The 21,378-nt window shown below is 58.8% G+C and carries 22 protein-coding genes; 2 read left to right on the plus strand and 20 right to left on the minus strand.

The genetic code is table 11. From position 1 onward, the window contains the following. Positions 1 to 21: 21 nt before the first annotated feature. On the plus strand, positions 22 to 1,713 hold the full coding sequence (locus RO22_RS17640) for a VRR-NUC domain-containing protein (RefSeq protein ID WP_041158923.1): 1,692 nt from the start codon (positions 22 to 24) through the stop codon (positions 1,711 to 1,713). Continuing rightward, entirely contained in the window at positions 1,710 to 3,965 is a 2,256-nt protein-coding gene (locus RO22_RS17645) for an ATP-dependent DNA helicase (protein ID WP_041158924.1), read from the plus strand. The genes RO22_RS17640 and RO22_RS17645 overlap by 4 nt, the downstream gene beginning before the upstream one ends. Here the strand turns inward: RO22_RS17645 and RO22_RS24245 are convergent. The 20 genes from RO22_RS24245 to RO22_RS24250 form a co-directional block, all read right to left on the minus strand. After that, a complete protein-coding gene (locus tag RO22_RS24245) occupies positions 3,918 to 4,559 on the minus strand; it encodes a 4'-phosphopantetheinyl transferase superfamily protein (RefSeq protein ID WP_235270526.1) in 642 nt (213 codons plus the stop codon). The genes RO22_RS17645 and RO22_RS24245 overlap by 48 nt on opposite strands. Positions 4,560 to 4,561: 2 nt before the next feature. Then, positions 4,562 to 5,005 carry a hypothetical protein gene (locus RO22_RS17650; protein ID WP_041158925.1) on the minus strand — a complete coding sequence of 148 codons (444 nt, stop codon included), beginning with the start codon at positions 5,003 to 5,005 and terminating at the stop codon, positions 4,562 to 4,564. Between the two features lie 69 nt (positions 5,006 to 5,074). Next, positions 5,075 to 6,334, minus strand: a complete 1,260-nt coding sequence (locus RO22_RS17655) for a beta-ketoacyl-ACP synthase (RefSeq protein ID WP_039859926.1) — start codon at positions 6,332 to 6,334, stop codon at positions 5,075 to 5,077. Beyond that, positions 6,334 to 7,059 carry a 3-oxoacyl-ACP reductase FabG gene (gene fabG, locus RO22_RS17660; RefSeq protein WP_039859927.1) on the minus strand — a complete coding sequence of 242 codons (726 nt, stop codon included), beginning with the start codon at positions 7,057 to 7,059 and terminating at the stop codon, positions 6,334 to 6,336. Before fabG ends, RO22_RS17655 begins: the two co-directional genes overlap by 1 nt. Further along, positions 7,056 to 7,550, minus strand: coding sequence for a hotdog family protein (locus tag RO22_RS17665; protein WP_052475670.1), 495 nt, complete (start codon positions 7,548 to 7,550; stop codon positions 7,056 to 7,058). The genes fabG and RO22_RS17665 overlap by 4 nt, the downstream gene beginning before the upstream one ends. After that, on the minus strand, positions 7,543 to 8,736 hold the full coding sequence (locus RO22_RS17670) for a beta-ketoacyl-ACP synthase (protein WP_051052116.1): 1,194 nt from the start codon (positions 8,734 to 8,736) through the stop codon (positions 7,543 to 7,545). Before RO22_RS17670 ends, RO22_RS17665 begins: the two co-directional genes overlap by 8 nt. Further along, the gene (locus tag RO22_RS17675; RefSeq protein WP_230805012.1) at positions 8,721 to 9,284 is read right to left on the minus strand and encodes a DUF3261 domain-containing protein; all 564 of its coding nucleotides are present in this window, start codon (positions 9,282 to 9,284) and stop codon (positions 8,721 to 8,723) included. The genes RO22_RS17670 and RO22_RS17675 overlap by 16 nt, the downstream gene beginning before the upstream one ends. Before the next feature lie 5 nt (positions 9,285 to 9,289). Further along, on the minus strand, positions 9,290 to 10,549 hold the full coding sequence (locus RO22_RS17680; protein WP_041158927.1) for an NAD(P)/FAD-dependent oxidoreductase: 1,260 nt from the start codon (positions 10,547 to 10,549) through the stop codon (positions 9,290 to 9,292). A gap of 23 nt (positions 10,550 to 10,572) precedes the next feature. Then, complete coding sequence (locus RO22_RS17685) at positions 10,573 to 12,885, minus strand: MMPL family transporter (protein WP_041158928.1); 2,313 nt, start codon at positions 12,883 to 12,885, stop codon at positions 10,573 to 10,575. After that, on the minus strand, positions 12,882 to 13,484 hold the full coding sequence (locus tag RO22_RS17690) for a LolA-related protein (RefSeq protein ID WP_041158929.1): 603 nt from the start codon (positions 13,482 to 13,484) through the stop codon (positions 12,882 to 12,884). The genes RO22_RS17685 and RO22_RS17690 overlap by 4 nt, the downstream gene beginning before the upstream one ends. Further along, positions 13,481 to 13,921: an acyl-CoA thioesterase gene (locus tag RO22_RS17695; RefSeq protein ID WP_039859936.1), complete on the minus strand. Its 441-nt coding sequence runs from the start codon at positions 13,919 to 13,921 to the stop codon at positions 13,481 to 13,483. Before RO22_RS17695 ends, RO22_RS17690 begins: the two co-directional genes overlap by 4 nt. Continuing rightward, positions 13,911 to 15,482, minus strand: a complete 1,572-nt coding sequence (gene hutH, locus RO22_RS17700) for a histidine ammonia-lyase (protein WP_041158930.1) — start codon at positions 15,480 to 15,482, stop codon at positions 13,911 to 13,913. The genes RO22_RS17695 and hutH overlap by 11 nt, the downstream gene beginning before the upstream one ends. Beyond that, the gene (locus RO22_RS17705; RefSeq protein ID WP_041158931.1) at positions 15,466 to 16,407 is read right to left on the minus strand and encodes a glycosyl transferase; all 942 of its coding nucleotides are present in this window, start codon (positions 16,405 to 16,407) and stop codon (positions 15,466 to 15,468) included. The genes hutH and RO22_RS17705 overlap by 17 nt, the downstream gene beginning before the upstream one ends. Further along, the gene (locus tag RO22_RS17710; RefSeq protein ID WP_039859942.1) at positions 16,404 to 17,159 is read right to left on the minus strand and encodes a glycosyltransferase family 2 protein; all 756 of its coding nucleotides are present in this window, start codon (positions 17,157 to 17,159) and stop codon (positions 16,404 to 16,406) included. Before RO22_RS17710 ends, RO22_RS17705 begins: the two co-directional genes overlap by 4 nt. Beyond that, a complete protein-coding gene (locus RO22_RS17715; protein ID WP_041158932.1) occupies positions 17,152 to 18,843 on the minus strand; it encodes an AMP-binding protein in 1,692 nt (563 codons plus the stop codon). The genes RO22_RS17710 and RO22_RS17715 overlap by 8 nt, the downstream gene beginning before the upstream one ends. Further along, positions 18,840 to 19,364, minus strand: a complete 525-nt coding sequence (locus RO22_RS17720; protein WP_039859947.1) for a hypothetical protein — start codon at positions 19,362 to 19,364, stop codon at positions 18,840 to 18,842. Before RO22_RS17720 ends, RO22_RS17715 begins: the two co-directional genes overlap by 4 nt. Positions 19,365 to 19,367: 3 nt before the next feature. After that, positions 19,368 to 19,634 carry an acyl carrier protein gene (locus RO22_RS25075; protein ID WP_085947160.1) on the minus strand — a complete coding sequence of 89 codons (267 nt, stop codon included), beginning with the start codon at positions 19,632 to 19,634 and terminating at the stop codon, positions 19,368 to 19,370. After that, a complete protein-coding gene (locus tag RO22_RS17730; protein WP_039859949.1) occupies positions 19,624 to 19,893 on the minus strand; it encodes a phosphopantetheine-binding protein in 270 nt (89 codons plus the stop codon). Before RO22_RS17730 ends, RO22_RS25075 begins: the two co-directional genes overlap by 11 nt. Further along, a complete protein-coding gene (locus RO22_RS17735; protein WP_039859951.1) occupies positions 19,865 to 20,653 on the minus strand; it encodes a lysophospholipid acyltransferase family protein in 789 nt (262 codons plus the stop codon). The genes RO22_RS17730 and RO22_RS17735 overlap by 29 nt, the downstream gene beginning before the upstream one ends. Next, entirely contained in the window at positions 20,650 to 21,318 is a 669-nt protein-coding gene (locus RO22_RS24250) for a beta-ketoacyl synthase chain length factor (RefSeq protein WP_235270527.1), read from the minus strand. Before RO22_RS24250 ends, RO22_RS17735 begins: the two co-directional genes overlap by 4 nt. Positions 21,319 to 21,378 lie beyond the last annotated feature (60 nt).

The following is a 21,378-nucleotide window of genomic DNA, read 5'->3' on the forward strand; positions in this document are numbered from 1 at the left end:
TCGCACTGATACAATGGATAAATGAACAGTGCTTTCGCGACACCTACTGCCTCCCTTGATGACCCCTTCTATTACTTAACGAACTTCCGCTTCGTTTTGGCCTGGGTGGGGGAGCGCCACGCTGATCTGCTCGCGGCAGACGAGCTCGCTTTTCTTGAACAGTTTGAGAGCTTACCGCAAGCCTCCCAAGCGCTGCTGGTGCGCATGGTGATGCGCAAGGGCGAGCTGTTTCGGCTCAGCAAATTAAGCTACGCCGAGGTTGGCGACAGTGCCAGCGCCATGGCGCCCTTGATGTCGCTAGGTTGGGTCGATAGTGAATCGGTGCTTAGCGTTGATGAGCTGTTTAACCAGCTACGCTTGGCCGAACTGCGCCTGGCGTTGGTAGCGGAGATACGCGCTGCCGGGCTGAGCGCCTCAAGCGCTAAAACCGTGCTCTACGACACGCTGGTGAGCCAGCTCAATGAACCCAAGCGGTTATGCCAGTGGTGGCCCGAGGCAAACGATCCAGTTCTGCGGCTAACAGTCATGGAAACCTGCGACCGCCTGCGCCTGATGTTCTTTGGCAACCTGCGCCAGGACTGGGCCGAGTTCGTGTTAACCGAGCTTGGCCTCCAGCGTTTTGAAAGTGTGCCCTTCACGCCAGAGTCCCGCGCTTTCCAGTCGCGCCATGAAGTGGATACGTATTTAGCGCTCCATCGTCTGCGCCAACGTCTGGACGACAGCGAGCTGCCCGCCGATCTATTCCCTGAAATGCCACCGCCTGCGGATAACCGCTGGCTAGCCACACGGCGCGCGCGGTTACTGCTCCAGTTGGGCCGTGAGGCAGAGCGTAGCGGAGACGCAGCGCTAGCGCTGAGACTGTATCGCGAGTCCGCCAGTAGCGAAGCGCGCATTCGGCAGTTACGTGTGTTGGAGCGCCAAGGCGAACACACCGCGGCCTTTGAGCTGGCGACCCAAGCCCTTAATAGCAGCCCCAACGAAACCGAGCACCAGGCGCTGGCGCGGATTCTGCCCCGCTTACGGCGGCGGCTTAAATTGCCTGCTGAGCCGAGCGACCCCGAACCCACTCATGAGCGCTGGGACTTATCATTGCCTGGGCCGCAGTGGGTCGAACGCGCCGTGGTCGAGGTACTCAGCGAGCCTGGGGCGCCGATCTACTACGTGGAAAATGCGCTGCTGACCGGGCTGTTTGGTTTGCTCTGCTGGACAGCGATTTTTGCTCCATTGCCGGGGGCCTTCTTCCACCCCTTTCACCATGGCCCGGCGGACTTGTACCGTGAGGACTTCGTGGCGCGACGGCGAGACGCCTTCGATGCTTGCCTTGCGCGTCTGGAGGACGGCAGTTACCGCGAAGTGATTCGTTCGACCTGGAGGGAGAAACACGGCCTGGCGTCTCCCTTTGTGCACTGGGCGATCGTCGATGAACCGCTGGTTGAGCTGGCGTTGACGTGCATTCCCGCCGTGCACCTACGCCTGTGTTTTGAGCGGTTGCTGGGGGATCTGAAAGCCAACCGGGCCGGGCTACCGGATTTAATTCAATTTATGCCCGATGCACCCGTTGGCGAGCCACGCTATCGGATGATTGAGGTCAAAGGCCCCGGCGATCGGCTGCAGGATAACCAGCGCCGCTGGCTTACGTTTTTTCACCGCCATGCCATGCCCGTGGCGGTGTGTTACGTGAGCTGGTCGACTGGCGACGAGCCTGAACCATGAGCGCGACCTATCGCGTGGCAGTGCGCGCGCTGTGCGACTTCACTGCTCGGCAGGGGGATCTCGATCACCGCTTTACCCCGGCGCCCAGTGCGCGCGAAGGGATGGAAGGGCATACGCTAGTGACCAGCCGCCGGGGAGAAGACTATCTCGCTGAACTGCCCCTGTCGGGGAAGTTTGAAGGGCTGATAGTTACCGGCCGCGCCGATGGTTTCGACCCCACGGCCAACCGCCTGGAGGAGATCAAAACCCACCGTGGCAGCCTGGAGCGCATGGCGGATAATCAGCGCGCCCTCCACTGGGCGCAGGTAAAAGTCTACGGCGCGTTACTGTGTGCTGAGCGTGCGCTGGAACAGATTACCTTGACGTTGGTTTATCTGGATATTGCCAGCGGCAAAGAGACCCTGATCAGCCAGGAAGCCACTGCCGACGAACTCCAGGCGTTCTTTGCCGATCAGTGCCAACGCTTCCTTGCCTGGGCAGAACAGGAGGCCGTTCACCGTCAGGATCGCGATAGTGGCCTGCAGACCCTGCGTTTTCCCCATGCTGCGTTTCGCCCCGGCCAGCGCGAACTCGCTGAAGATGTTTACAAAGCTGCCAGCACCGGGCGCTGCCTGCTCGCCCAGGCGCCCACCGGTATTGGTAAAACCATGGGCACGCTGTTTCCGATGCTTTCGGCCATGCCCCGCCAGCAGCTTGATAGAATCGTCTTTCTGACCATGAAAACCCCCGGCCGCCGTTTGGCGCTGGATGCCCTGGCTACACTGCGCACTAGTGATGAAACACTTCCTCTGCGGGTGCTGGAACTGGTGGCGCGGGAGAAAGCCTGCGAATACCCAGATCGCGCCTGCCACGGCGAGTCGTGCCCATTGGCCGCCGGCTTTTACGATCGCCTGCCTGCAGCACGCCAAGCGGCGGTGGATCAGGGATGGCTGGATCGCGACGCGCTGCGCGAAGTGGCGTTGGCCCACGATGTTTGCCCCTATTATCTCGGCCAGGAGCTGGCGCGCTGGGCGGATGTGATCGTCGGTGACGTCAATCACTGGTTCGATAGCCACGCCCTGCTGCACGGTTTGGCCCAGGCCAACGATTGGCGAACGGGCGTGCTGGTCGACGAAGCGCATAATCTGATTGAGCGCGCCCGCGGCATGTACAGCGCCGAGCTCGATCAGCAGCGTTTCAACCGGGTTCGCCGTGCTGCGCCCAAAGCGCTCTCCCGGCCCCTGGGTCGTTTGTCCCGCCAATGGCAAGCGGTGATTAAAGAAGCAGGGCTGGAAGAGGAGGGCGACCCCAGGAAACCGGCCTACCGGCTGCTTACGGTATTGCCCGACAAGCTAGTCACCGCTGCCCAACAGGTGGGCGCCGCCATCACTGACCACCTGGGTGAGCACCCCGAAGATGCCAGCCTGGAACTACAGGAATTGTTATTTGAAGCGCTGGCATTCTGCCGCCTGGCGGAGCGCTTTGGTGAGCACTCCCTGTGTGATCTTACCCGCTATGGGCGCGGTCGGGCGGTGTTGGGGTTACGCAATCTGATACCCGCCGATTTTCTGGCCGCACGGTTTAACGCGGCCCACTCAGTGGTGCTGTTTTCGGCGACGTTAAACCCTGCCCACTACTACCGGGATCTGCTGGGCTTGCAGGAAAACACGGTATGGCGGGAAGTGGCATCGCCCTTTACCGCGTGTCAGTTGGAGGTGCGTATACGCACGGATATCTCCACGCGTTTTCGGGATCGGGACGCCTCTATCGATCCTATCGTCGCGGCCATGGCGCAGCAGTATCAGCGCAAATCAGGCCACTATTTAGCGTTCTTCAGCAGCTTTGCTTACCTGGAGGCAGCGCTGGCGCGGTTTCGCGAGGCGCACCCGGAAGTACCCGTTTTCAGCCAAACCCGCGGGATGCCGGAAGCGCAGCGCGAGGAATTTCTGGCGCGCTTTGCACCCGGTGGAGAAGGCATCGGCTTTGCGGTGTTGGGCGGTGCCTTTGCAGAAGGCATCGACCTGCCCGGCGACCGATTGATCGGAGCCTTTATCGCCACCTTGGGACTACCGCCGTTTAACGACTTTAACGAAGCGCTTAAAGCACGACTAACCGCCCGCTTCGGCCAAGGTGACGACTATACCTACCGCATTCCCGGCATGATCAAAGTGGTGCAGGCCGCAGGTCGCGTTATTCGCAGTCCAGAAGATCAAGGGGTTGTGGTATTAATGGATGATCGTTTTGCCCAGGCCAGCGGCTGGTGGGGAGCTTAATAGGCCATCGCTTTTGCTGATGGAGAGCCTGGGTAACGAGCGAATCTGCAGCAAGCTATATTGGCAGCAGATACTGACTGTCCAGTTCTCATGTTGCCACTGCCAAGCGTGGGCACCCCCACCGGGAAGCAGTCGAGAAAGACGAGTGCCTAGTACATGATGGGGCGTTTTACCGCAGAGGCTATCAAGCTTGAACAACGCCTCGTGAAGTGTCCAGGCTCGATAGAACATGCTTAAAGGGGCAGTGGACGCCATTATCTCATGGCGCACATCGGCTTCAGGCAAGCACGCTACCAGTCCGCTTAGCCGGTTTCTGTGTCGGGAACGCACTTGCTCGATATCAATGCCCACTGGCACCGTGGCGATCCCAGCGATAACGCGCAGGCCGCGATGGGAGAGGCACGCCCGCCAGGGGGAGGGAAGCGCGGGATGCCGCGGTGCGCCGCATCCTCTGGGCGTCCACTCATCCACTGGGCAGTGGAAACCGTGTGCTGCCGTGAGCTGCGAGAGCAGTTCTCTTCCCAGCCGTGATAGACAAGCCCCGCTGCTATCAGCGGGAGCTTGTACTAACAACATGTCGAGACGAGGCGTCATTATTAACGCAGGGTGACCACATCGCCGCGTAAGGCGACGCCTGCCATGATGGCCCCGGCATGGCACTCGTATTCAGTATTTGATGCCATCGGCTGACGGTCGTAAAAGCTTTCTATATTGACGACCGCATTGCCACCTTCGGCTTTGATACGATCTTGCAGGCTGATTAGCGCTGATAACATGACCCATTGACAGGCTTCTTCATCAGACTTGTTGAAAGCATTGGTCTTTTTGCTGGTAACGAAGTTGCCATACTCGTTGGCGACCTCGCCGTGCGGGGTATCGGCAAAGAAAAAGCGGATGTCGGGATCGAGCCGTTCCCTGGCTGCAGGCGTATTCATGGCCTCTTCAATCGACAGCATGTGGGTGGTATCCCGTGCATAGCTAGTTGTGCTCAGCAGCAGAGCCCCCAGTAACATAGTGAATAAAATCAATCCTCTGGTCATTTAGCGTTCCTTTTCGCTGGGTTGTAAGCACCTGATACCAGGCACCTTGAGTGGCACGGGGTCGTGCCTTTAGAGCCAACGCCGGAAGATCAACGAAGTGTTGATACCGCCGAAGGCAAAATTATTGCTCATGACATAGTCGCAATCGATATGACGTCCTTGACCGCTTAGGTAGTCGAGTGCTGCACAGGCGTCGTCGAGCTGGTCAAGGTTAGCAGTGCCATGGAACCACCCTTCACGCATCATCTCGATAGCGACCCAGGCCTCCAGTGCGCCACAGGCGCCCAGTGTGTGGCCGGTAAAGCTTTTGAAGGCACTAATCGGGAGTTTTGAGCCGAAAACGGCATGGGTGGCATGACTCTCGGCGATGTCCCCACGGTCGGTGGCAGTACCATGGGCACTGACGTAGCCGATCTGTTCTGGCTGCAAGCCAGCGTCATCGAGCGCCTGGCGAATAGCCTGCTCCATGATGCGGGCGTCGGGCTGAGTAACATGGCGGCCATCGCTGTTGGTGCCAAAGCCCACTAGCTCGGCGTAGATGTTGGCCCCCCGTGCCAGGGCGTGCTCAAGCTCTTCAAGGATCAAGGTGCCAGCACCTTCGCCGATCACCAGACCGTCGCGCTCGGTATCGAAGGGACGTGGGGAGGTGTGTGGCGCATCGTTGCGGGTGCTGGTGGCAAATAGTGTGTCGAAGACAGCTGCTTCAGAGGCCGATAGCTCTTCACAACCACCGGCAATCATCGCTGTCTGGCGCCCGAAGCGAATGGCTTCATAGGCGTAGCCGATGCCCTGGCTACCCGATGTGCAGGCACTCGAGGTGGTATAGATGCGTCCGCGCACACCGAGGAACACACCAATGTTGACCGGCGCGGTATGGGCCATCATGCGGATATAGGAGTTCGCATTAAGCCCATCGGTCGACTTGTTGATTAACATGTTGCCGAAGTCGGCGACGGCGTCGGGCTCTCCCGCTGACGCGCCATAGGCGATCCCCATTTGGCCACTCCCTAAGAGCGTCGAGTCAAGTAGCCCTGCATCCTCTAGTGCCAGTTCGCTGGCACGGGTCGCCATTTGTGCTCCCCGGCCCATGCTGCGCAGTGCACGGCGATGGTAATGCCCGGGTAGTGTGAAGTCGTTGACGGGAGCGCCGAGCCGAGTGTTGAGACCTTCGTAGCTATCCCAGTCATCCATATAGCGAATACCATTTTGTAGTCGCTCGAGGCGTGCACGCATACTTGGCCAGTCATTACCGATCGGTGAGAAACCGGCCATCCCTGTAACCACCACTCTGCGACCGAGCCCATCCTGGCGTAATGTGTTGTTTGGCATCAGCACATTCCTCCATTGACGGCGAAAACCTGCCGCGTGATATAGCCTGCATCGTGCGAGCACAGGAAGCTCACCGTGGCCGCCACTTCTTCACAGGTTCCGGTGCGGCGCATGGGAATCAGCTTGAGTGCTTCTTCATTTACCAATTCATCTGTCATGTCGGTATCGATCAGCCCTGGGGCGACGCAATTGACCGTAATTCGCCGTTTGGCCAGTTCCACCGCCAACGCCTTCATCGCACCGATCAGTCCGGCCTTGGAAGCGCTGTAATTGACTTGGCCACGATTGCCCATCATTCCCGAAACGGAAGACATCACGACGATACGGCCGGGTGCCCGGCGGCGAACCATCGGCATGACCAAGGGTTTAACGACGTTGTAGAAGCCATCGAGATTGGTGTGAATGACGCTATCCCAGTCTTCATCGGAGAGAGCGGGGAAGGCGCCATCGGCGGTAATGCCAGCGTTGCAGACCACTCCATAATAGGCACCATGTGCTTCAATGTCGGTCTCTATGGCATGCCGTGCGGCGGCACGGTCAGCGACATCAAAACATAGCACGCGGGCACTGCGCCCCAGTGCGCGTATATCGTTGGCGACCGCTTCGGCGTCTGCCTGGCGTTGACGGCAGTGCAGCACGATATCAAAGCCATCCCGCGCCAGGCGCAGGGCAATGGCGCTGCCGATGCCGCGGCTTGATCCGGTGACCAGGATGGTATTCGTCATAAGGTGCTCCCTTGTTGAATAACGTCCAGCGCTTGCCGCGTTTCGGGCTGAAAGACGTTGAGTGTAGCGTTGGCGATAGGCTGATTATTAGCGTCAAACAAACGCCCATAAAAAGCGCCCAGGCCATTGTCAGCACGAAAATTGAGTTCAACTTCAATACGTATCGGCTGGTCGAAACTGAAAAACGGTGCCTGGCATTGATAGCGACGAGTGCCGAGCAAAAAGCCGATTTTCGGTTTGTCGCCACCCGCCACGGCCTGAATGCCAGCCCAGGCGGCAATCGCCTGGGCAAGCCACTCCAGTCCTACCCAGCCAGGTATGCCATCGTGGGTGGCAAACAGGTCATCGCGTTGAGGCGTTACGCTGGCATGCAGGTGTTCTTCGCCCACCGCGAGTAGCGTATCCAGTAGGCACATGCCATAACGATGCGGTACGTAAGGGGCGATATCGCAAGGCAAATCAGGTAAGCAGGAGAAGGGTGAATCATTCATTAAAACGTTCCAACAGCAAGGCGATGTTGTTACCACCAAAAGCAAAGGCGTTGCTGACAGCCCGATGGCAGTCGTGTTGGGTTGCCGTGGCGTAATTCAGCGATGGTAGTTGCGGGTCGATCTCACCATCGTGAACCTGGGGTGGAAGACGACCGGCGTTGAGCGTTAACCAGCAGAACGCTGCTTCCAATGCACCGCAGGCACCTAAGGTATGTCCCGTCAACGCCTTTGTTGAGCTACATGGCAGCTTATCGCCGAAGATATGCGCGACCGCAATGGCTTCCATGCTGTCGTTCTGGCGTGTCGCAGTGCCATGTAGGTTGAGGTAATCAATGGCCGTGGCGGGTAGTTGAGCCATCTTCAAGGCGGCTTGAATGGCGCGAATAGCGCCCTGGCCGTCGGGCCGTGGCGCTGAAATATGGTGGGCGTCACTGCTCTCGCCGTAACCACTGAGCTGAATACCGCCGGTTTCGGCGGTGACCAGAAACAGCGCTGCTGCTTCTCCGAGGTTGATGCCATCACGGTTGGCTGAGAAGGGCTGGGAGGGGTGATCGCTGAGCGCCTCAAGAGAGGCGAAGCCATTGACTGTCAAGCCACAAAGGCTATCGGCGCCACCAGCGATAACTGCGTCGCAGATACCGCTCGTCAGCAAGCGTTTGGCACTGGCGAGAGACCGGGCGCTGGAGGTGCAGGCAGTGGACAGTGTGTAGGCTGGCCCCTCAAGGCCTAGCCGCTCGGCGATGAACTTGGCCGGCGAGCCGATTTCATGGCGTTGATAATGGAAATCGCTAGGCCACTTGCCTTCTTTCATTCGCTCTCCCACAGCCATTTCGGTTTCACCGATTCCCGAGGTGCTGGTACCGAGCACCACGCCGATACGCGCTTGGGGGCTGCGTTTGCGAAAGGCGTCGAGTGTCGGTGCCAGCCGCTCTAGTGCAGCGGCCAGCAGTTGGTTGTTGCGCGAGCGGTGCTCCGGTGGTAAATCGCGGGCATCGGGTAATGCAGTGGTTACCCGTCCTAGTGGCAAGGAGCGGCCTGGTGTAAACACGTCGTCATACACCAGCCCACGCCGACCGTTGAACAGGGCGTCGGTGATTGCCGCTAAGTCGTCGCCAATCGAGCAGACCAGTGCTGGCGGCAGCAGGCGGCAGGGTTGCGCCTGAAAGGAAGTCACTGGGCTGAGCATGTGGCTGCCGTCCGGTCGGTGTCATCAAGTCGTGCAATATACAATCGGTAATTAGCCTCAATGTCTTCTATTACCCGACATGAGGCGTCACCACTGATACGAGCGATGACGCGCTGATGGTAGCGAATGGTACGACCCTTTTGATCCTCTTCCAGCGACCAGGCACTGGTGTGGAAGGCTTGGGAAATAGCTGTTGAGGGCCATAGGCTCCAGCTCAAGCGACTGGCGAGCCATTCGGCCGAAAAGGGTGGCTCGAACGAGGCATCGTGAAGAAAGTGGCTCCCATCGTCATCATGTACCAAGGTCAGCAAGCGCTGGCCTTGTGGGCTGAGTATGGCCAGACGCAACGACATGTCGTCGTGGCGCAGCACTCCGATCATTTCATGCCGTTGGTCGTGATGGTAAAACGTCAGGCGTTGCATCTGCGTCTCCATCTCCGGCAACGTTGATAGCCCCGGAAGCGTAGCGACCGGCCGTCCGGCGCAGCCGGCCAGTAGTGTTATAGCGATGATCAGCCATGCCTGACGCACGAAAGGGGGTAACTTCATGGCCATCAACCCTCACCCGTGGCATGGCTCGAAATGTCGCTACAGGCCTCAGCTAAGCTGTGAAGGCGACGGCGACTGGCGGCGACAAATGGGTTCTCTTCATCCCAGGCATAGCCGGCGAGTACCGAACTGATCATTTCGCGTATGCGTGGTATCTGTTGATCGTTAAAGATAATGCGTGGCAGGCGACCATCGTACCAAGCGTCGACAAACTCGCGGAAGGTGGCGATGCCACGGCGTAGTGGTTGTTCAAACTGGCTATCCCAATCGATTTTTTCGCCAGCGAGCTGCCGCTCGACCAGGGGAGCGGCACGCAGGGCTGAGTCCAAGGCAATGGTTACCCCCGAGGAAAACACCGGATCAAGGAATTCGCCCGCATTACCCAAGAGAGCAAAACCGGGGCCGTGCAGTTGCTCGACATCAGCGGAATAACCTTCCAGGCGGCCGATATCGCGTATGGCTTTAGCATTGACCAACAGTTTGTTGAGCCTGGGCTCGGCATGGAGAAAATGCCATAGGCGCTCGTTGTCGTCGACACCGGCGGCTTCCAGCGTTGCTCGGTCGCCCACCACACCGACCGACGCACGCCCTTGGCTGAAAGGAATCAGCCAGTACCAGATGCCCGAATGTTCAGGGTGCAAACCGATCAGAATCTTGTCTCGATCATAGTGCGAACAATCGATATGGTCCTCAATGTGGGTAAACAGCGCACAGCGTGATTCGAGGGTCGAAGGCCGAGCAAGACCGGTGAGACGTGCTAAAACACGCCCATAGCCGCTGGCATCAAGTACGAAGCGGGCTTGTAGCGAGCGTTGCTCGCCATTGGCATCAACCAGTGTAAGGCTGGGTCGATCGTGGTCGGCAACGAAGGCCTCGACTTGTGTTTCAAACTCGACGCTAGCACCTGCTTGACGCGCGCCGTCGATCAGGCGCTGATCGAAATCAGCACGTTCGACCTGCCAGGTGGTGCCGGGGCCAGGGCTGAACTTGTCACGAAAATCGATGGCGGCATAGCGGTCTCTCCAGGTAAAGGCAGCGCCATTCTTAAACTGAAAGTCACCTGTCTGAACGGCGTCGAGCAGGCCGCAAGCCTCAAGATGTACCATGCATTGTGGCAGCAGACTCTCGCCGATGGAAAAGCGCGGAAAGCGCTGGCGCTCGATAACCCGCACATTGATGCCTCGCCGGGCGAGCCAAGCGGCCGCAGCGGCGCCGGAGGGGCCTGCGCCGATGATGGCGACATCGGTAGTGTCTTGCGTCTTCATCTGTTTCGTGGCTCCTGTCGCCATCATGGTGGATTGTAGTGGGAAGAATTGCAGTGGGAAGAATTGTGCCGGGTGTTCGCCCTTGCGAAAGGCACCAGGGCCCACGCCGACGCAAGCCCAACGAGGCAGGTGAGCCCCAGGTAATGCAGTGCCGGAGTAGCGCTGAACGACAATAGGCCGAAGGCCAATAGGCTCGACGCACAGGATAGGCTGATGGCCAGCCAGGCCGCAGGGCTATCTGGGTGTTCCGTGCTAAATATGCCAGCGTCGAGGCCGATACCCAGTACCAGCAGCAGGCCCAGAAGATGGAATAGCGTCAGGCCGATATTGAGCGCGCTGAACAGTGCCAGGGTCGCTAACAGCGCACCCAGCGGGGGCAGCAATACGCGCCAAGCCTGCCCACGATAGCGCCAGCCAAATACCACCGCTAATCCTGCGACGGCGACAGCCAGCCATAGGGCGATCTGATCGCGTAGCCGTGACAAATGGTCGGATAACGTGACCACCCGATCCTGGTAGAGCACATATGCCGGTGCCGCAAGACGCATGAGCGCTTTCTGGGCCATGTTGTCGGCATCGCCCAATACCACCAGCGCCGCCATGTCAGAACGTTGGTCAGTGGCGACGTCGCCTAACCAGAGCGTGCTATCGGCACTTCCTGCGGGGGTTGTAAGCCATGTTTCGATGGTCAATAGCGGCACCGCTCGCAACGGCTGTTGTGCGGCTTCCAGTAAGTCCAGGGGAAGACCAGATTTGGCGATCAGCTCGGGCAGGGCGTTGTCATAGGCTTGGTGCACTCGCTCCAGGTTGGCTTGCTGGGTCGAAGGGGAGGGTACCGCTTGGGCAAGATGACGGTACTGGCTCAAGTGCCCTTGGGTCTTCAGCTCTGCCAGCGTAGCCTCCAAGGCTTCCAGTCGTTCCAATAGCTCGGCTTCATGCTTGGCGGTGACGATCAGGTAACGACTGCCCGTGGGACTTGCCAATAGGCCCTGTACACGTTGCTGCTCAGCAATCAGCGCGGTGGGTGAAGGGTTGAGCTGACGCAGGTCGTCATTGGTTGTCAGCCGTGTGGCGACGATGACCACCGCCAGGATGCCAAGCAGGGCCAGCAGCCCCCAACGCAAGGGCGCTCGGGGCGGTAGCCGCAGGTGATCCAGCCGGGCTGCAATACGTGCCGTCGCGGCATGGGGACGAGGAGTGAACCACGGTAGCCAAAGGCGCACGGTCAACCAGGCGCCGACCAAGCCCAGCGCCGCGAAAGTCGCCATTTGGCGTAGCCCCGGCAGTGGGGTCGCAAGTTGGACAAGATAGGCGACCAGGCTGGATATCAGGCCTAGCAACAGCCCTGGCCAAAGCCGTGCCAGTGGTTGTTCGGGCGCTAATTGGCGGGCGCACTGGAAATGCAGGGCGTAATCTATCGCGATACCGATCAAGCTGGCGCCGAATGCCAGCGTCAGCAGGTTGAGCGTACCAAACAGCACCCAGGTCAGTGGCAGCGCAAACAGCATGCCACAAGCGACCGGTAGCCATAAACTGGCCAGCATCGAACCACGCCGAAACGTGACCCATAGTAGTAAGCCGATACCCAGCAGCGAGCCCAGGCCGATAGTGGAGATTTCTCGCTTGGCCTGATCGGCGCCGGCAGCAGCATGAAATACCAGACCACTGCGTAACAGCTCGGCCTGGGGGTGACCCTCGCCGAAGCGCGACAGCGCTGCCATAAGGCGTTGCTGCATGGCCATGTCGTAGGGGCTGGCTGATAGCTGGCCGCTGACGACGAACCAGTGCTTGTCGCCGTCGCTGACGGCCGGTAGGCCGTCGATCAATCGTATGGGGCCAGCAAGCCGCTGGTTCAGCCAGGCATCCAGTAGACCGAAGGGATCGCGGCGAGGATCCGCTTCGCTTCCCAGCGTAAACAGTTGCCTTAGGCCGCGCTGTACCCAGGCCCCATCACTGGCATCCGCCAGTGATGGGGTCAGCAGACGATAACGGTACGCCGCCAAGTCGCTGCTGGGGCGCTGCAAGCTGTCATCGTCGAAAGCCTTGACGCTTGCCGAATCTGTTAGCCGGGTTTTGAGTTCGGCGACCAGCCTGGCTGGGGACTCACCCCGAACCAGCAGCACGAAGCGGTCCTCAAAGGTGTGGGTTAAGCGCTGTTCGGCTTGCTCAAGCAAAGCCCCCTGGTGGGTTTCCGGCAATAGTGCAGTGATGCGCGTATCCAGTGGTGCCCCTCTGCCTAGCAAACCCGCCAGCAGAATGGCGCAGCCCAGCAACAGCCCGGCCCAACCGATAGCGGCTAGACGTTCTATTCTGCTCGGGTGCGTTGCCTTGCTCACAGTGAACGGTCACCCTCTTCGAGGCTGGCGCAATCCACTGTTGCCAGAGTCAGGTTGAGGCGGTCATCGTTGGTGAACATCAGCTCGACGTGCTCCACTTGCTGGTTGCCTTGAACGAGCAGTTGCGAAAGCCGTTCGGCGATGTGTACTTCACTGGGCGTCAGTTTGGCTTGCCAGTCGTCCAGCGCACCGCTGAGCTCGATGGTGAAGTGTGATTCCAGGCGCTGCCAGTTGCCTGACAGAAGACCACCAAGCACCGGTGCGACCACTTGAAACCCCATGGGCAGTTCGTCGTTGTCCTCGCTCATAACCACACGATCTCGCACGGGGGATGTCGTCTGCCAAACCAGGCCGTTTGCTTGCTGTTCAAAGTACCCACGGCTATCCAGCTGGGCATCAAGATCGGCCAGCCAGCGCGACTGATCGAAGCGGCCGCACTGCGGGGCGTGGGCAGCTAGACGTTCGGCGAGGGCGTCACCATCAAGGCCATCACCATTGAGGGCCGCCCACGTAGCGGGACTGACCATCAGGCTAAGGGCGACATAAACAGCGACATAAACAGCTACATAAACAATCGAGTGGCGAATAGAGCGTGTCACTGATTAGCCTCCTGCCAGGCGAGAAGACGTTCGACCAGAACGGGCGGCGACTCCAGGCGCATTTCGCGATCCTCAATCCCGACAGCGACCTGTACGCTCCAGGCTCGCGTCAGGCGTTTGCGCGTCTGTGCATCGCGGATGGTGTAGTCGATCTTGAGGCGATTCTCCCATTCGCTAAGGCGCGCTTCGATGGCGATACGCTGGGCGAATAGCGCCGGAGCGGCGTAGCGTAGGCGTAGATCAATGACCGGCCAGGCGTACCCCGAGTCCTGCATTTGCGGGTAGTTGTAGTCAATGGCATCAAGCAGTTCGCAGCGGGCTATTTCCAGATAGCGCACATAGTGGCCATGCCAAGCCACCTGCATCATGTCGATATCATGGAAGGGGATTGTTAGCTCGGTCTCGCAACTGGGTAATGGGCGGTCGTTAGGCGTCATATAGGCTCCAGTGACGTTGGCGAATCAGGTCACAGAGTGTGCGCAGTTCGTGCTCCAGTGCGCGGTCCTCGCCGAGAGCGGGAAAGGTCTGCCGACAGTCATCGAGAAATCCTGCCAGGCGCTTGGGTAGTGGAGGGGCATCGGCGAGTTGACCGCGCAGTTCGACGGCCTGGCAGGCAGCATGCAGGGTAGAGGCAGTCACCTGTTCGACCAGTGTTAGCACACGCAGTGCATCACGCGCGGCGATGGTGCCCATGCTGACCTTGTCCTGGTTGTGGCATTCAGTGGAGCGCGAGAACACGCTGGCCGGCATGGTCAACTTTAGTGCCTCTGCGGTCCATGCCGAGGCGCCGATCTGTACGGCCTTGTAGCCATGGTTGAGGCTGGCCCGCGCGGGTGTGGCACCACTCAGGTTGCTGGGCAGGCCGTGATTGAAGCGAGCGTCGACCAGCAGCGCCAGTTGGCGATCGAGCAGATCAGCCAAGTTGGCACAGGCTTGCTTGAGGCTATCCATCACGAAAGCGACATGCCCACCGTAGAAGTGGCCGCCGTGCATCACTTTGCCTTGTTCGGCGTCGATTAACGGGTTGTCATTGGCGCTGTTGAGTTCGTTCTCAAGAAACTGGCGCCACCAAGGTAAGGCATCCTCCACCACGCCGATTACGTGCGGGGCGCAGCGGGTTGAGTATCGATCCTGGAGGCGAGGCGAGTTGCGCGGTGTTTTGGCTGCGTGAAGATCTTCGCGTAGTCGCGCGGCGACTTTATTTTGTCCCGGGTGGGGTTTGGCGGCGAACAGTTCAGCATCGAAGTGATAGGGATTACCGTCCAGTGCATGTACGGATAGGGCTGTAATACGGGTGGCCAGCTGCGCTAAATAGACAGTGCGGGCGAAGGCGAACACACTCAGTGCCGTCATTACAGCGGTGCCGTTCATTAATGCCAAGCCTTCCTTAGGCTTTAGGCGATAGGGTACGAGGCCGTGCTCGGCGAAGACCTCGGCGGTGGGACGCCGCTGGCCGCCATAAAACACGTCGCGCTCACCGCATAGGACAGCAGCTAAATAAGACAGTGGCGTCAGATCGCCGCTGGCTCCGACGGATCCTTCCTCAGGAATAACCGGGATCACATCATGCTCTAGCAACCAGGTCAGGCGTTCGAGGAGCTCGACACTGACCCCCGAAACGCCGCGGCATAGCGAGACTAGGCGTACCATGATCACTGCTCGTGCGGCTTCCACCGACAACGCCTCGCCCAAGCCACAGCCGTGGAAGGTATATAGCTGGCGCGGTAGTTGTTCCAGATCGGACGCGGAGACCTCACGGGTGCAGGAATCGCCATAGCCGGTGGTGACGCCGTAGATGACTCCCTCTTCCTCGAGTAGGCGTTCAAGGAAGGCGTTGCCGCGTGCAATGCGTTCACGGAAGTCCGGGGCCGTTGATAGGGTGACGCGACGGCGACCTTCAGCGACGGCCAGTACCTCCTCGAGGCTGACAATCGAACCATCCAGGATGAGAGGTTCGCTGGTGATAGAACCCGCCGCCGGGTCATGGAGTATCGTCATGAAGGTATCCAGTGTCGTTGTTCCAGAACGGATAAAAATTGAACCATTGCAGAGGGTGTCGCCGAACACGCTCGGCTAGATGATTGGCATGGTTCTGCATGGCGTCGGCAATCCATGTTTCGCGCTGGCGGCGTGGCAGTTCCTGGGTATCGCCGAGGCATTCAAAGTCGATTCGAAAGTTAGCGCCATCGCGCACGCAGGCCAGCGCATATAGCGGGCAACGGAGCAGCGTGGCCAGGCGGAAAGGGCCCTCGGGGAATCTTGCTTGACCGCCGAGAAAATCAAGCGTCTGCGTGCGCTGCCCTGACAGAGGAAAGCGGTCAGCCGCGATGACCACATAGCCGCCGGCGTTAATGCGCTCTGCCAAGGTCTGGGCGGTGGCAGGGGTGACCTCGCTGACTTCGAGTACCTGGGGGCGGGCTTTACCCGTGACACGCTCAAGCAGTGCATTGAACTTGCGGGCATTGCGCGTATGCATCATCACCGTCAAATCGAGTTTCGCGTGTCTCTCAGCGAGGGCATTGACCACATCGAGATTGCCATGATGGGCGACCAGAATTAATCCACCCCGACCGCCGTCGATGGCGGCACTGAAGTGCTCAATCCCAGTACCGACCAAACGTTCGTCGGTGATATTTCCGCACCACGCCTCTACCTTGTCCATCAGGGCTTCGCCAAAGGCCAGGAAGTGGCGATAGCTGTGCCACCATCGGGCCAAAATGCGCTGCTCAAGCTGGGGGTAGAGGCGCTGCAGGAAGGCTTGTGACGAGCGTCTTGCCGTGGCATGTATCAGGAAATACCACAGCATGACTGGCCATAACGCCAGCCGAAAGGGCCAGCGCCCCAAATGGCGCTGTATCACCACCATCAGGAACATGCCCGCTACCGTGCCACGCTCGCCTATCCGCGCCCAATGATGGCTCATCGGCTCACCTCGTGTTGCCTTCGCCAGCGTCGCGCCAGCAAGCGCGGTAGGCGTAGCAGCATGCCAAAGAACAGGCGGGTGTGCATAAGAGAGATTTGGCGGTTGTCACGCCACACGGCGAAATGACTCACTCCGTCGCGCGGGTAGTGTACGCGTACCGGGCGATGCGCCATATCACCCCCCGCCCAATGCCAGCGCACTAACACTTCCGTATCAAAGGTCATGCGGTTGCCGCAGCTATACTGGGCCAGTAGTCGGTTGAGCGCCGCGACCGGATAAAGTCTGACGCCACACATCGAGTCGCGGATATCCAGCGACAAGGTGTTGATCCATACCCAGATATGGGTCGCATAACGGCCGTAAAAACGTACTCTTGGCACGCTGGCATCATAGCGGGGATAGCCAACCACCAGCGTATCGGGTGCCGTATCCAGTTCGGCGAGAAAAGCGGGCAGGTCATCGATGCCATGCTGGCCGTCGGCATCAACCTGAAGGGCATGGGTGTAACCCAGATGCTGGGCTTGCTTGAGCCCAGCACGTACCGCGGCCCCCTTGCCCTGGTTGATATCCAGGCGCAGCAGGTGATGGCCGTTTGCGGCCAGGCGGTCAAGCTCGCTCGCGCACTCATGGTCACTACCGTCATCCACCAGTAGCAGGGGTATCTCCAATACAGCGAGCTCATCGCATAGCGGGCTGATCGTCGCTGGGTGGTTATAAACGGGGATCAAGATGCAAGGATGTGGGTCAGCCATGTTTACCCCCGTGGCTGGCTTGCAGGCGAATTTGACCGGCGCAATGGCGACCTTCATGAGATTCTATGGTAAAGGCGATACCGTCGTCGCGGCGCGTCAACTGCAAAGTGAAGCGTGCGCCGGGTTGTAAAACCCGCTGAAATTTTAAGCGCTCGATGCCCTGAAATTCTCCCAGCTCAGCGAAGCAGTCGTTGGCGCACTCGATGGCCCACTGCACCATCACGACACCCGGCACCAACGGATATTCGTCGAAGTGTCCTTCGAGAAAAATCAATCGCTCCGGTACTTCCAGGGTCAATAGACAAGAGTCAGCACCTGGTCGCTGCTCACCCAGCCAGCGCGGTATCTTGTGGTTATCGAGATCGGCAAACAGGCGATTGATCAGAGCGCGATCCAGCTTGCCCTGGGCATTGCTCGGCAGTGCATCGACAAAGCGCCAGTAGCGAGGAATGGCGATGGGTTCAAGGTGGTGCGAGAGATGGGCTCGCATACGTTGCACTAAGTCATGACGAGTATCGTGCTGGTGCGGAATGAACGCATCGTAGAGGGCGACCACGACCCCCATTCGGCCATCGGTTCGACCGAGATCGACGCAGCGTGCCTCTATTACTTCTTCCGCTGCGGCGAGGACGCGTTCAACATGATTCAGCGAGACTCGTTTACCGGCAATTTTGACCAGACGATCAGCGCGCCCCAGCAACTCAAAGCCGCCTTCTGTCGGTACCACCCGGTCCGGCTGGTGCCACCAGCGTTGTGGCGTTTCCAGAAACGGCGACCGCAGGCTTAGGTAATCGTCCGAAAATGCTAGCTCTACTCCTGGCAAGGCCTGCCAGACGGTACCCTGCGTTTGGCGCCGCTGGGCAATTCCGCCGCTCTCGGTGCTGCCATAGATCTCGATCACAGGCGCCTGGAGTAGACGCTCGGTGTGCTGGGCATGTTCCAACGCCAGGGGCGCGCCAGACGAGAATACGCGCGTGGGGCGGGGTGTCTCGCTCCACGGTAGGTGCTCCGGTAGGCGTGATAATTGGGCAGGGGAACTCACGATCACTGGCTTCAAACCGGCCGCGCCGGCCTCTTGCAGGCGTGCGAAAAGGCCTTCCGGATAACGACACTCATCGCCACAGAAGGGGGTGCCGGTGCATAAGGGGTGCAATACCCCGGTGAGCAAGCCATAGATATGCTGATGGCTGACCTGAGAGATGACACCGCTATCAGCTAATGGCCATAGCTTGGCATGCGCCGTCAATTCCGCATCCAACTGGTTGAAACGCTTGGTCAGATGAACGGGCTCGCCGGTGGAGCCGGACGTATACAGGACGACTGCCGTAGCCGTTGGGTCAAGTGCCTCGGGATGTGCGAATGGTGTAATGCTTTCAAGCTCACCGGGATCGTCGGGCAGCGTACCATCAACCTTTTCAAGGAGCAGGGCCAAGGTTTCTGGGCGATTGTCAGCGGGTAATACCGCGACCCGGCCACTTTCCCATAGTGCCGCCAAGGCTGCGCAGAACTCCAGAGGTTGGTGATGGCAGAGTAGCCAGTGGCCGCTGGGTTTGTCCGCTAACCAAAGACGCCAGGCGTCGATGCGCTGAACGAGCGACACTGTTTTGATCCAGTGATCCGGGAGTGCGTGATGGTTCGCGATCGCGTTACGCCAGGGCAACCGAGTAAGCGGGATGAAGGTCACGACAGACTCCTCCGCAGCCGGTGGCGTAGCAGCCATTCACCGACAAACATCAAGGCGATCAGCCCATAGCTGATGACGCCGTTGTATAACGACCAGGTGGCCAGGTCAGCGTACAGCGCCGTCCAGCCAGCGATGGCCCCGTTGAAGACAAAGAAGCCGCACCATGCCCAGGTGACGCGCCGGGTATAGCGCACTCCGGCGGGGGGCAGGTCAGGCTCGCGCAGGCGTGCTAAACGTTCCACGACCGGAATGCCCCGCCACAGGCTGGATAGAAAGATGGTCAGCATGATGGCATTGACGGCGACGGGGTAGGCACGCATACCAAGCTCGGCGTGCCCCAGGCCGCCTAAAGCTAGCAACACTATCGCCACCATGATGGCGAGGTAGCGAGCCTGGGGCATTCTCCAGGCGAGCAGTGCGGCACCGACGACTAAAAGTGGCCAGCTGCCTACGTGGTCGTGCAGGACGAATACCAATATCGGCCAGATCAACGCCAGTAACATGCTTGCTTGTTTCGGCATCTCTTATCGTTGCATCAATTGTTCGACGACATTGACGACATCATCGATGGTACGCACTGACTTAAAGTCATCGGGTTTGATACGTCGCCCCGTGAACTGCTTGAGTTCAACAACCAAATCCACCGCATCAATGCTGTCGATGTCGAGGTCTTCGTAGAGGCGCGCTTTGGGTTGAACGTCATCGGCACTGAGGTCAAATAACTCGACCAGTGTTTTGCGGATATGCGCCAGTATCTGTTCGTGGTTACTGTCAGCGGTTTCAATTGTCACGACGGGCCTCCACCAGTGCCTGTAGGCTTGCCAGGCTAGCAAAATGACGACGGGTTTCCTCGGCTTCGGAGTCCAGCTTGATGCCGTACTGCTTTTGAAGTGCCAAGCCGAGTTCGAGGGCATCAATGGAGTCGAGCCCGAGGCCTTCGCCAAATAAAGGGGCGTTAGGGTCGATATCGCTAGGATTGATATCTTCAAGCTCTAGCGTGTCAATGATCAGGCGCTTGAGCTCAAGCGTCAGATTGCAGGTTTCGCTCATGATGAAAGTGATCCAATTCCCGGTTGAAGTGATCGCTCAGCCGTTGTGTTAGTTGTCTAGCGAGCTGCCCGGTCGGCTGTTGGCTATCTGATGTAACGGGCAAATCGTCGAGTACGTGAAGCTCCATCCTGACTTTGGTGGCTGGGATGTGATACCAAGGTTCACCTTTGGTCAGTGTTGTTGGCGTGCAGCGTATCAGTACTGGTGTGATCGCTGTCTCTGTGCGTAATGCAATGTTTGCCCCACCGCGTCGGAATTTGATCGGACGTTGCGGGCTGGTACGGGTGCCTTCGGGAAACAGGATTAGCGAATTCCCTTTCCGTAGGCTCTCACGTGCTGCGTCGAGTACTGCTTCGGGGGTGTCGTTGGTGATATAACCTGCCGCATGAATTGGCCCCCGCGTAAAAAGGTTGCGAGCCAGCCGACCCTTAACAATGCAATTGGCATGGGGCGTATGAGCCAATAGGAAAACGACATCGATCAGTGACGGATGGTTGGCTATCACTAATAACCCAGGACGCATTAGCCGTTCCTTGTTGCCTAGGCGGTAATCGAGGACTCCAAGGCCCTGCATCATCTTGATAAAAGCTAAGAAGCAACACTGGATAAGGCGCCGTGCTAAATAATGGCGCCGCTCGGTGTCACGCACACAGAGGCTCAGCAACGGGGCAACCACTAAACCAATAAAAAGGCCACCGACTCCGAAGGCTGTGAAAGAAAGAGCGGTGCCCAATCCGCGGTACCATCTATGTATATTCATTCCTGCCTCAACTGCCAGCGACTCCTGCCATCCAGGAAGGGAGCATCTCCATTAAGCCAGTTCATTACTGTGATAGGCGTTGGGTAAGCACAATGCGTTGGCTTTGTAGCTGTTAGTTGTCGTCCCTGGTTCAGCGTTAATCGCATGCCAACAACGCATGCCGTACCGGGATGCTCAGTACACCCTTGATAAGCAGAGGGCAAAGGGCTTTCTGAGAAAGCGGCAATAACGGCAGGATATCCTTCCATGAGATATCCGAATGACTCGTAAAGTAGCGCGTCAAACTCATCGCCACAGGCGCCTAGCGCCTGTAAAGGCCGGTGATGAGACTGAGAGATGGAGTGAACACCCAAAATTGCATTATGCACCGACATTGAAAAACGGGTTGGGGAGACAGGGTTGCCGCCTTGCAAGTTTTCAAGCATCGCCAACGTATCGGCAGTGCCCCCATGTCGTGAGGCATGCACTAAGGGCAAACCGGCCTCTGGATCCAATTCTCGAAGGATGTCGCAGGTGGCCCGGCCCGTGTCATCAAGACGCCGTCGCAGCATGGCCGGCATCCCTTTGCCCAACTGAGCCGAGATTCGCCAGCTTGGTTTGCTGGTGGTAATCGCCCCTTCAGGAAGCCAACCCCGCCAATCTTCGAGATATAGGGAAAAAGACACAGTTCTAACGACCCACCCAAAAAAGTCGGCCACTTTAACTTAATTGAGGGGGCTATGAAA

It is taken from the genome of Halomonas sp. KHS3, from assembly GCF_000830495.1.
In the GTDB taxonomy this organism is placed as follows: Bacteria; Pseudomonadota; Gammaproteobacteria; order Pseudomonadales; family Halomonadaceae; genus Vreelandella; species Vreelandella titanicae.

What these genes read in the sequence shown, in the direction of transcription:
- RO22_RS17640 (WP_041158923.1), top strand. Translation starts at nt 22, where the DNA reads ATGAACAGTGCTTTCGCGACACCTACTGCCTCCCTTGATGACCCCTTC.
- RO22_RS17645 (WP_041158924.1), top strand. Translation starts at nt 1,710, where the DNA reads ATGAGCGCGACCTATCGCGTGGCAGTGCGCGCGCTGTGCGACTTCACT.
- RO22_RS24245 (WP_235270526.1), bottom strand. Translation starts at nt 4,559, where the DNA reads ATGACGCCTCGTCTCGACATGTTGTTAGTACAAGCTCCCGCTGATAGC.
- RO22_RS17650 (WP_041158925.1), bottom strand. Translation starts at nt 5,005, where the DNA reads ATGACCAGAGGATTGATTTTATTCACTATGTTACTGGGGGCTCTGCTG.
- RO22_RS17655 (WP_039859926.1), bottom strand. Translation starts at nt 6,334, where the DNA reads ATGCCAAACAACACATTACGCCAGGATGGGCTCGGTCGCAGAGTGGTG.
- fabG (WP_039859927.1), bottom strand. Translation starts at nt 7,059, where the DNA reads ATGACGAATACCATCCTGGTCACCGGATCAAGCCGCGGCATCGGCAGC.
- RO22_RS17665 (WP_052475670.1), bottom strand. Translation starts at nt 7,550, where the DNA reads ATGAATGATTCACCCTTCTCCTGCTTACCTGATTTGCCTTGCGATATC.
- RO22_RS17670 (WP_051052116.1), bottom strand. Translation starts at nt 8,736, where the DNA reads ATGCTCAGCCCAGTGACTTCCTTTCAGGCGCAACCCTGCCGCCTGCTG.
- RO22_RS17675 (WP_230805012.1), bottom strand. Translation starts at nt 9,284, where the DNA reads ATGAAGTTACCCCCTTTCGTGCGTCAGGCATGGCTGATCATCGCTATA.
- RO22_RS17680 (WP_041158927.1), bottom strand. Translation starts at nt 10,549, where the DNA reads ATGAAGACGCAAGACACTACCGATGTCGCCATCATCGGCGCAGGCCCC.
- RO22_RS17695 (WP_039859936.1), bottom strand. Translation starts at nt 13,921, where the DNA reads ATGACGCCTAACGACCGCCCATTACCCAGTTGCGAGACCGAGCTAACA.
- hutH (WP_041158930.1), bottom strand. Translation starts at nt 15,482, where the DNA reads ATGACGATACTCCATGACCCGGCGGCGGGTTCTATCACCAGCGAACCT.
- RO22_RS17705 (WP_041158931.1), bottom strand. Translation starts at nt 16,407, where the DNA reads ATGAGCCATCATTGGGCGCGGATAGGCGAGCGTGGCACGGTAGCGGGC.
- RO22_RS17710 (WP_039859942.1), bottom strand. Translation starts at nt 17,159, where the DNA reads ATGGCTGACCCACATCCTTGCATCTTGATCCCCGTTTATAACCACCCA.
- RO22_RS17720 (WP_039859947.1), bottom strand. Translation starts at nt 19,364, where the DNA reads ATGCCGAAACAAGCAAGCATGTTACTGGCGTTGATCTGGCCGATATTG.
- RO22_RS17730 (WP_039859949.1), bottom strand. Translation starts at nt 19,893, where the DNA reads ATGAGCGAAACCTGCAATCTGACGCTTGAGCTCAAGCGCCTGATCATT.
- RO22_RS17735 (WP_039859951.1), bottom strand. Translation starts at nt 20,653, where the DNA reads ATGAATATACATAGATGGTACCGCGGATTGGGCACCGCTCTTTCTTTC.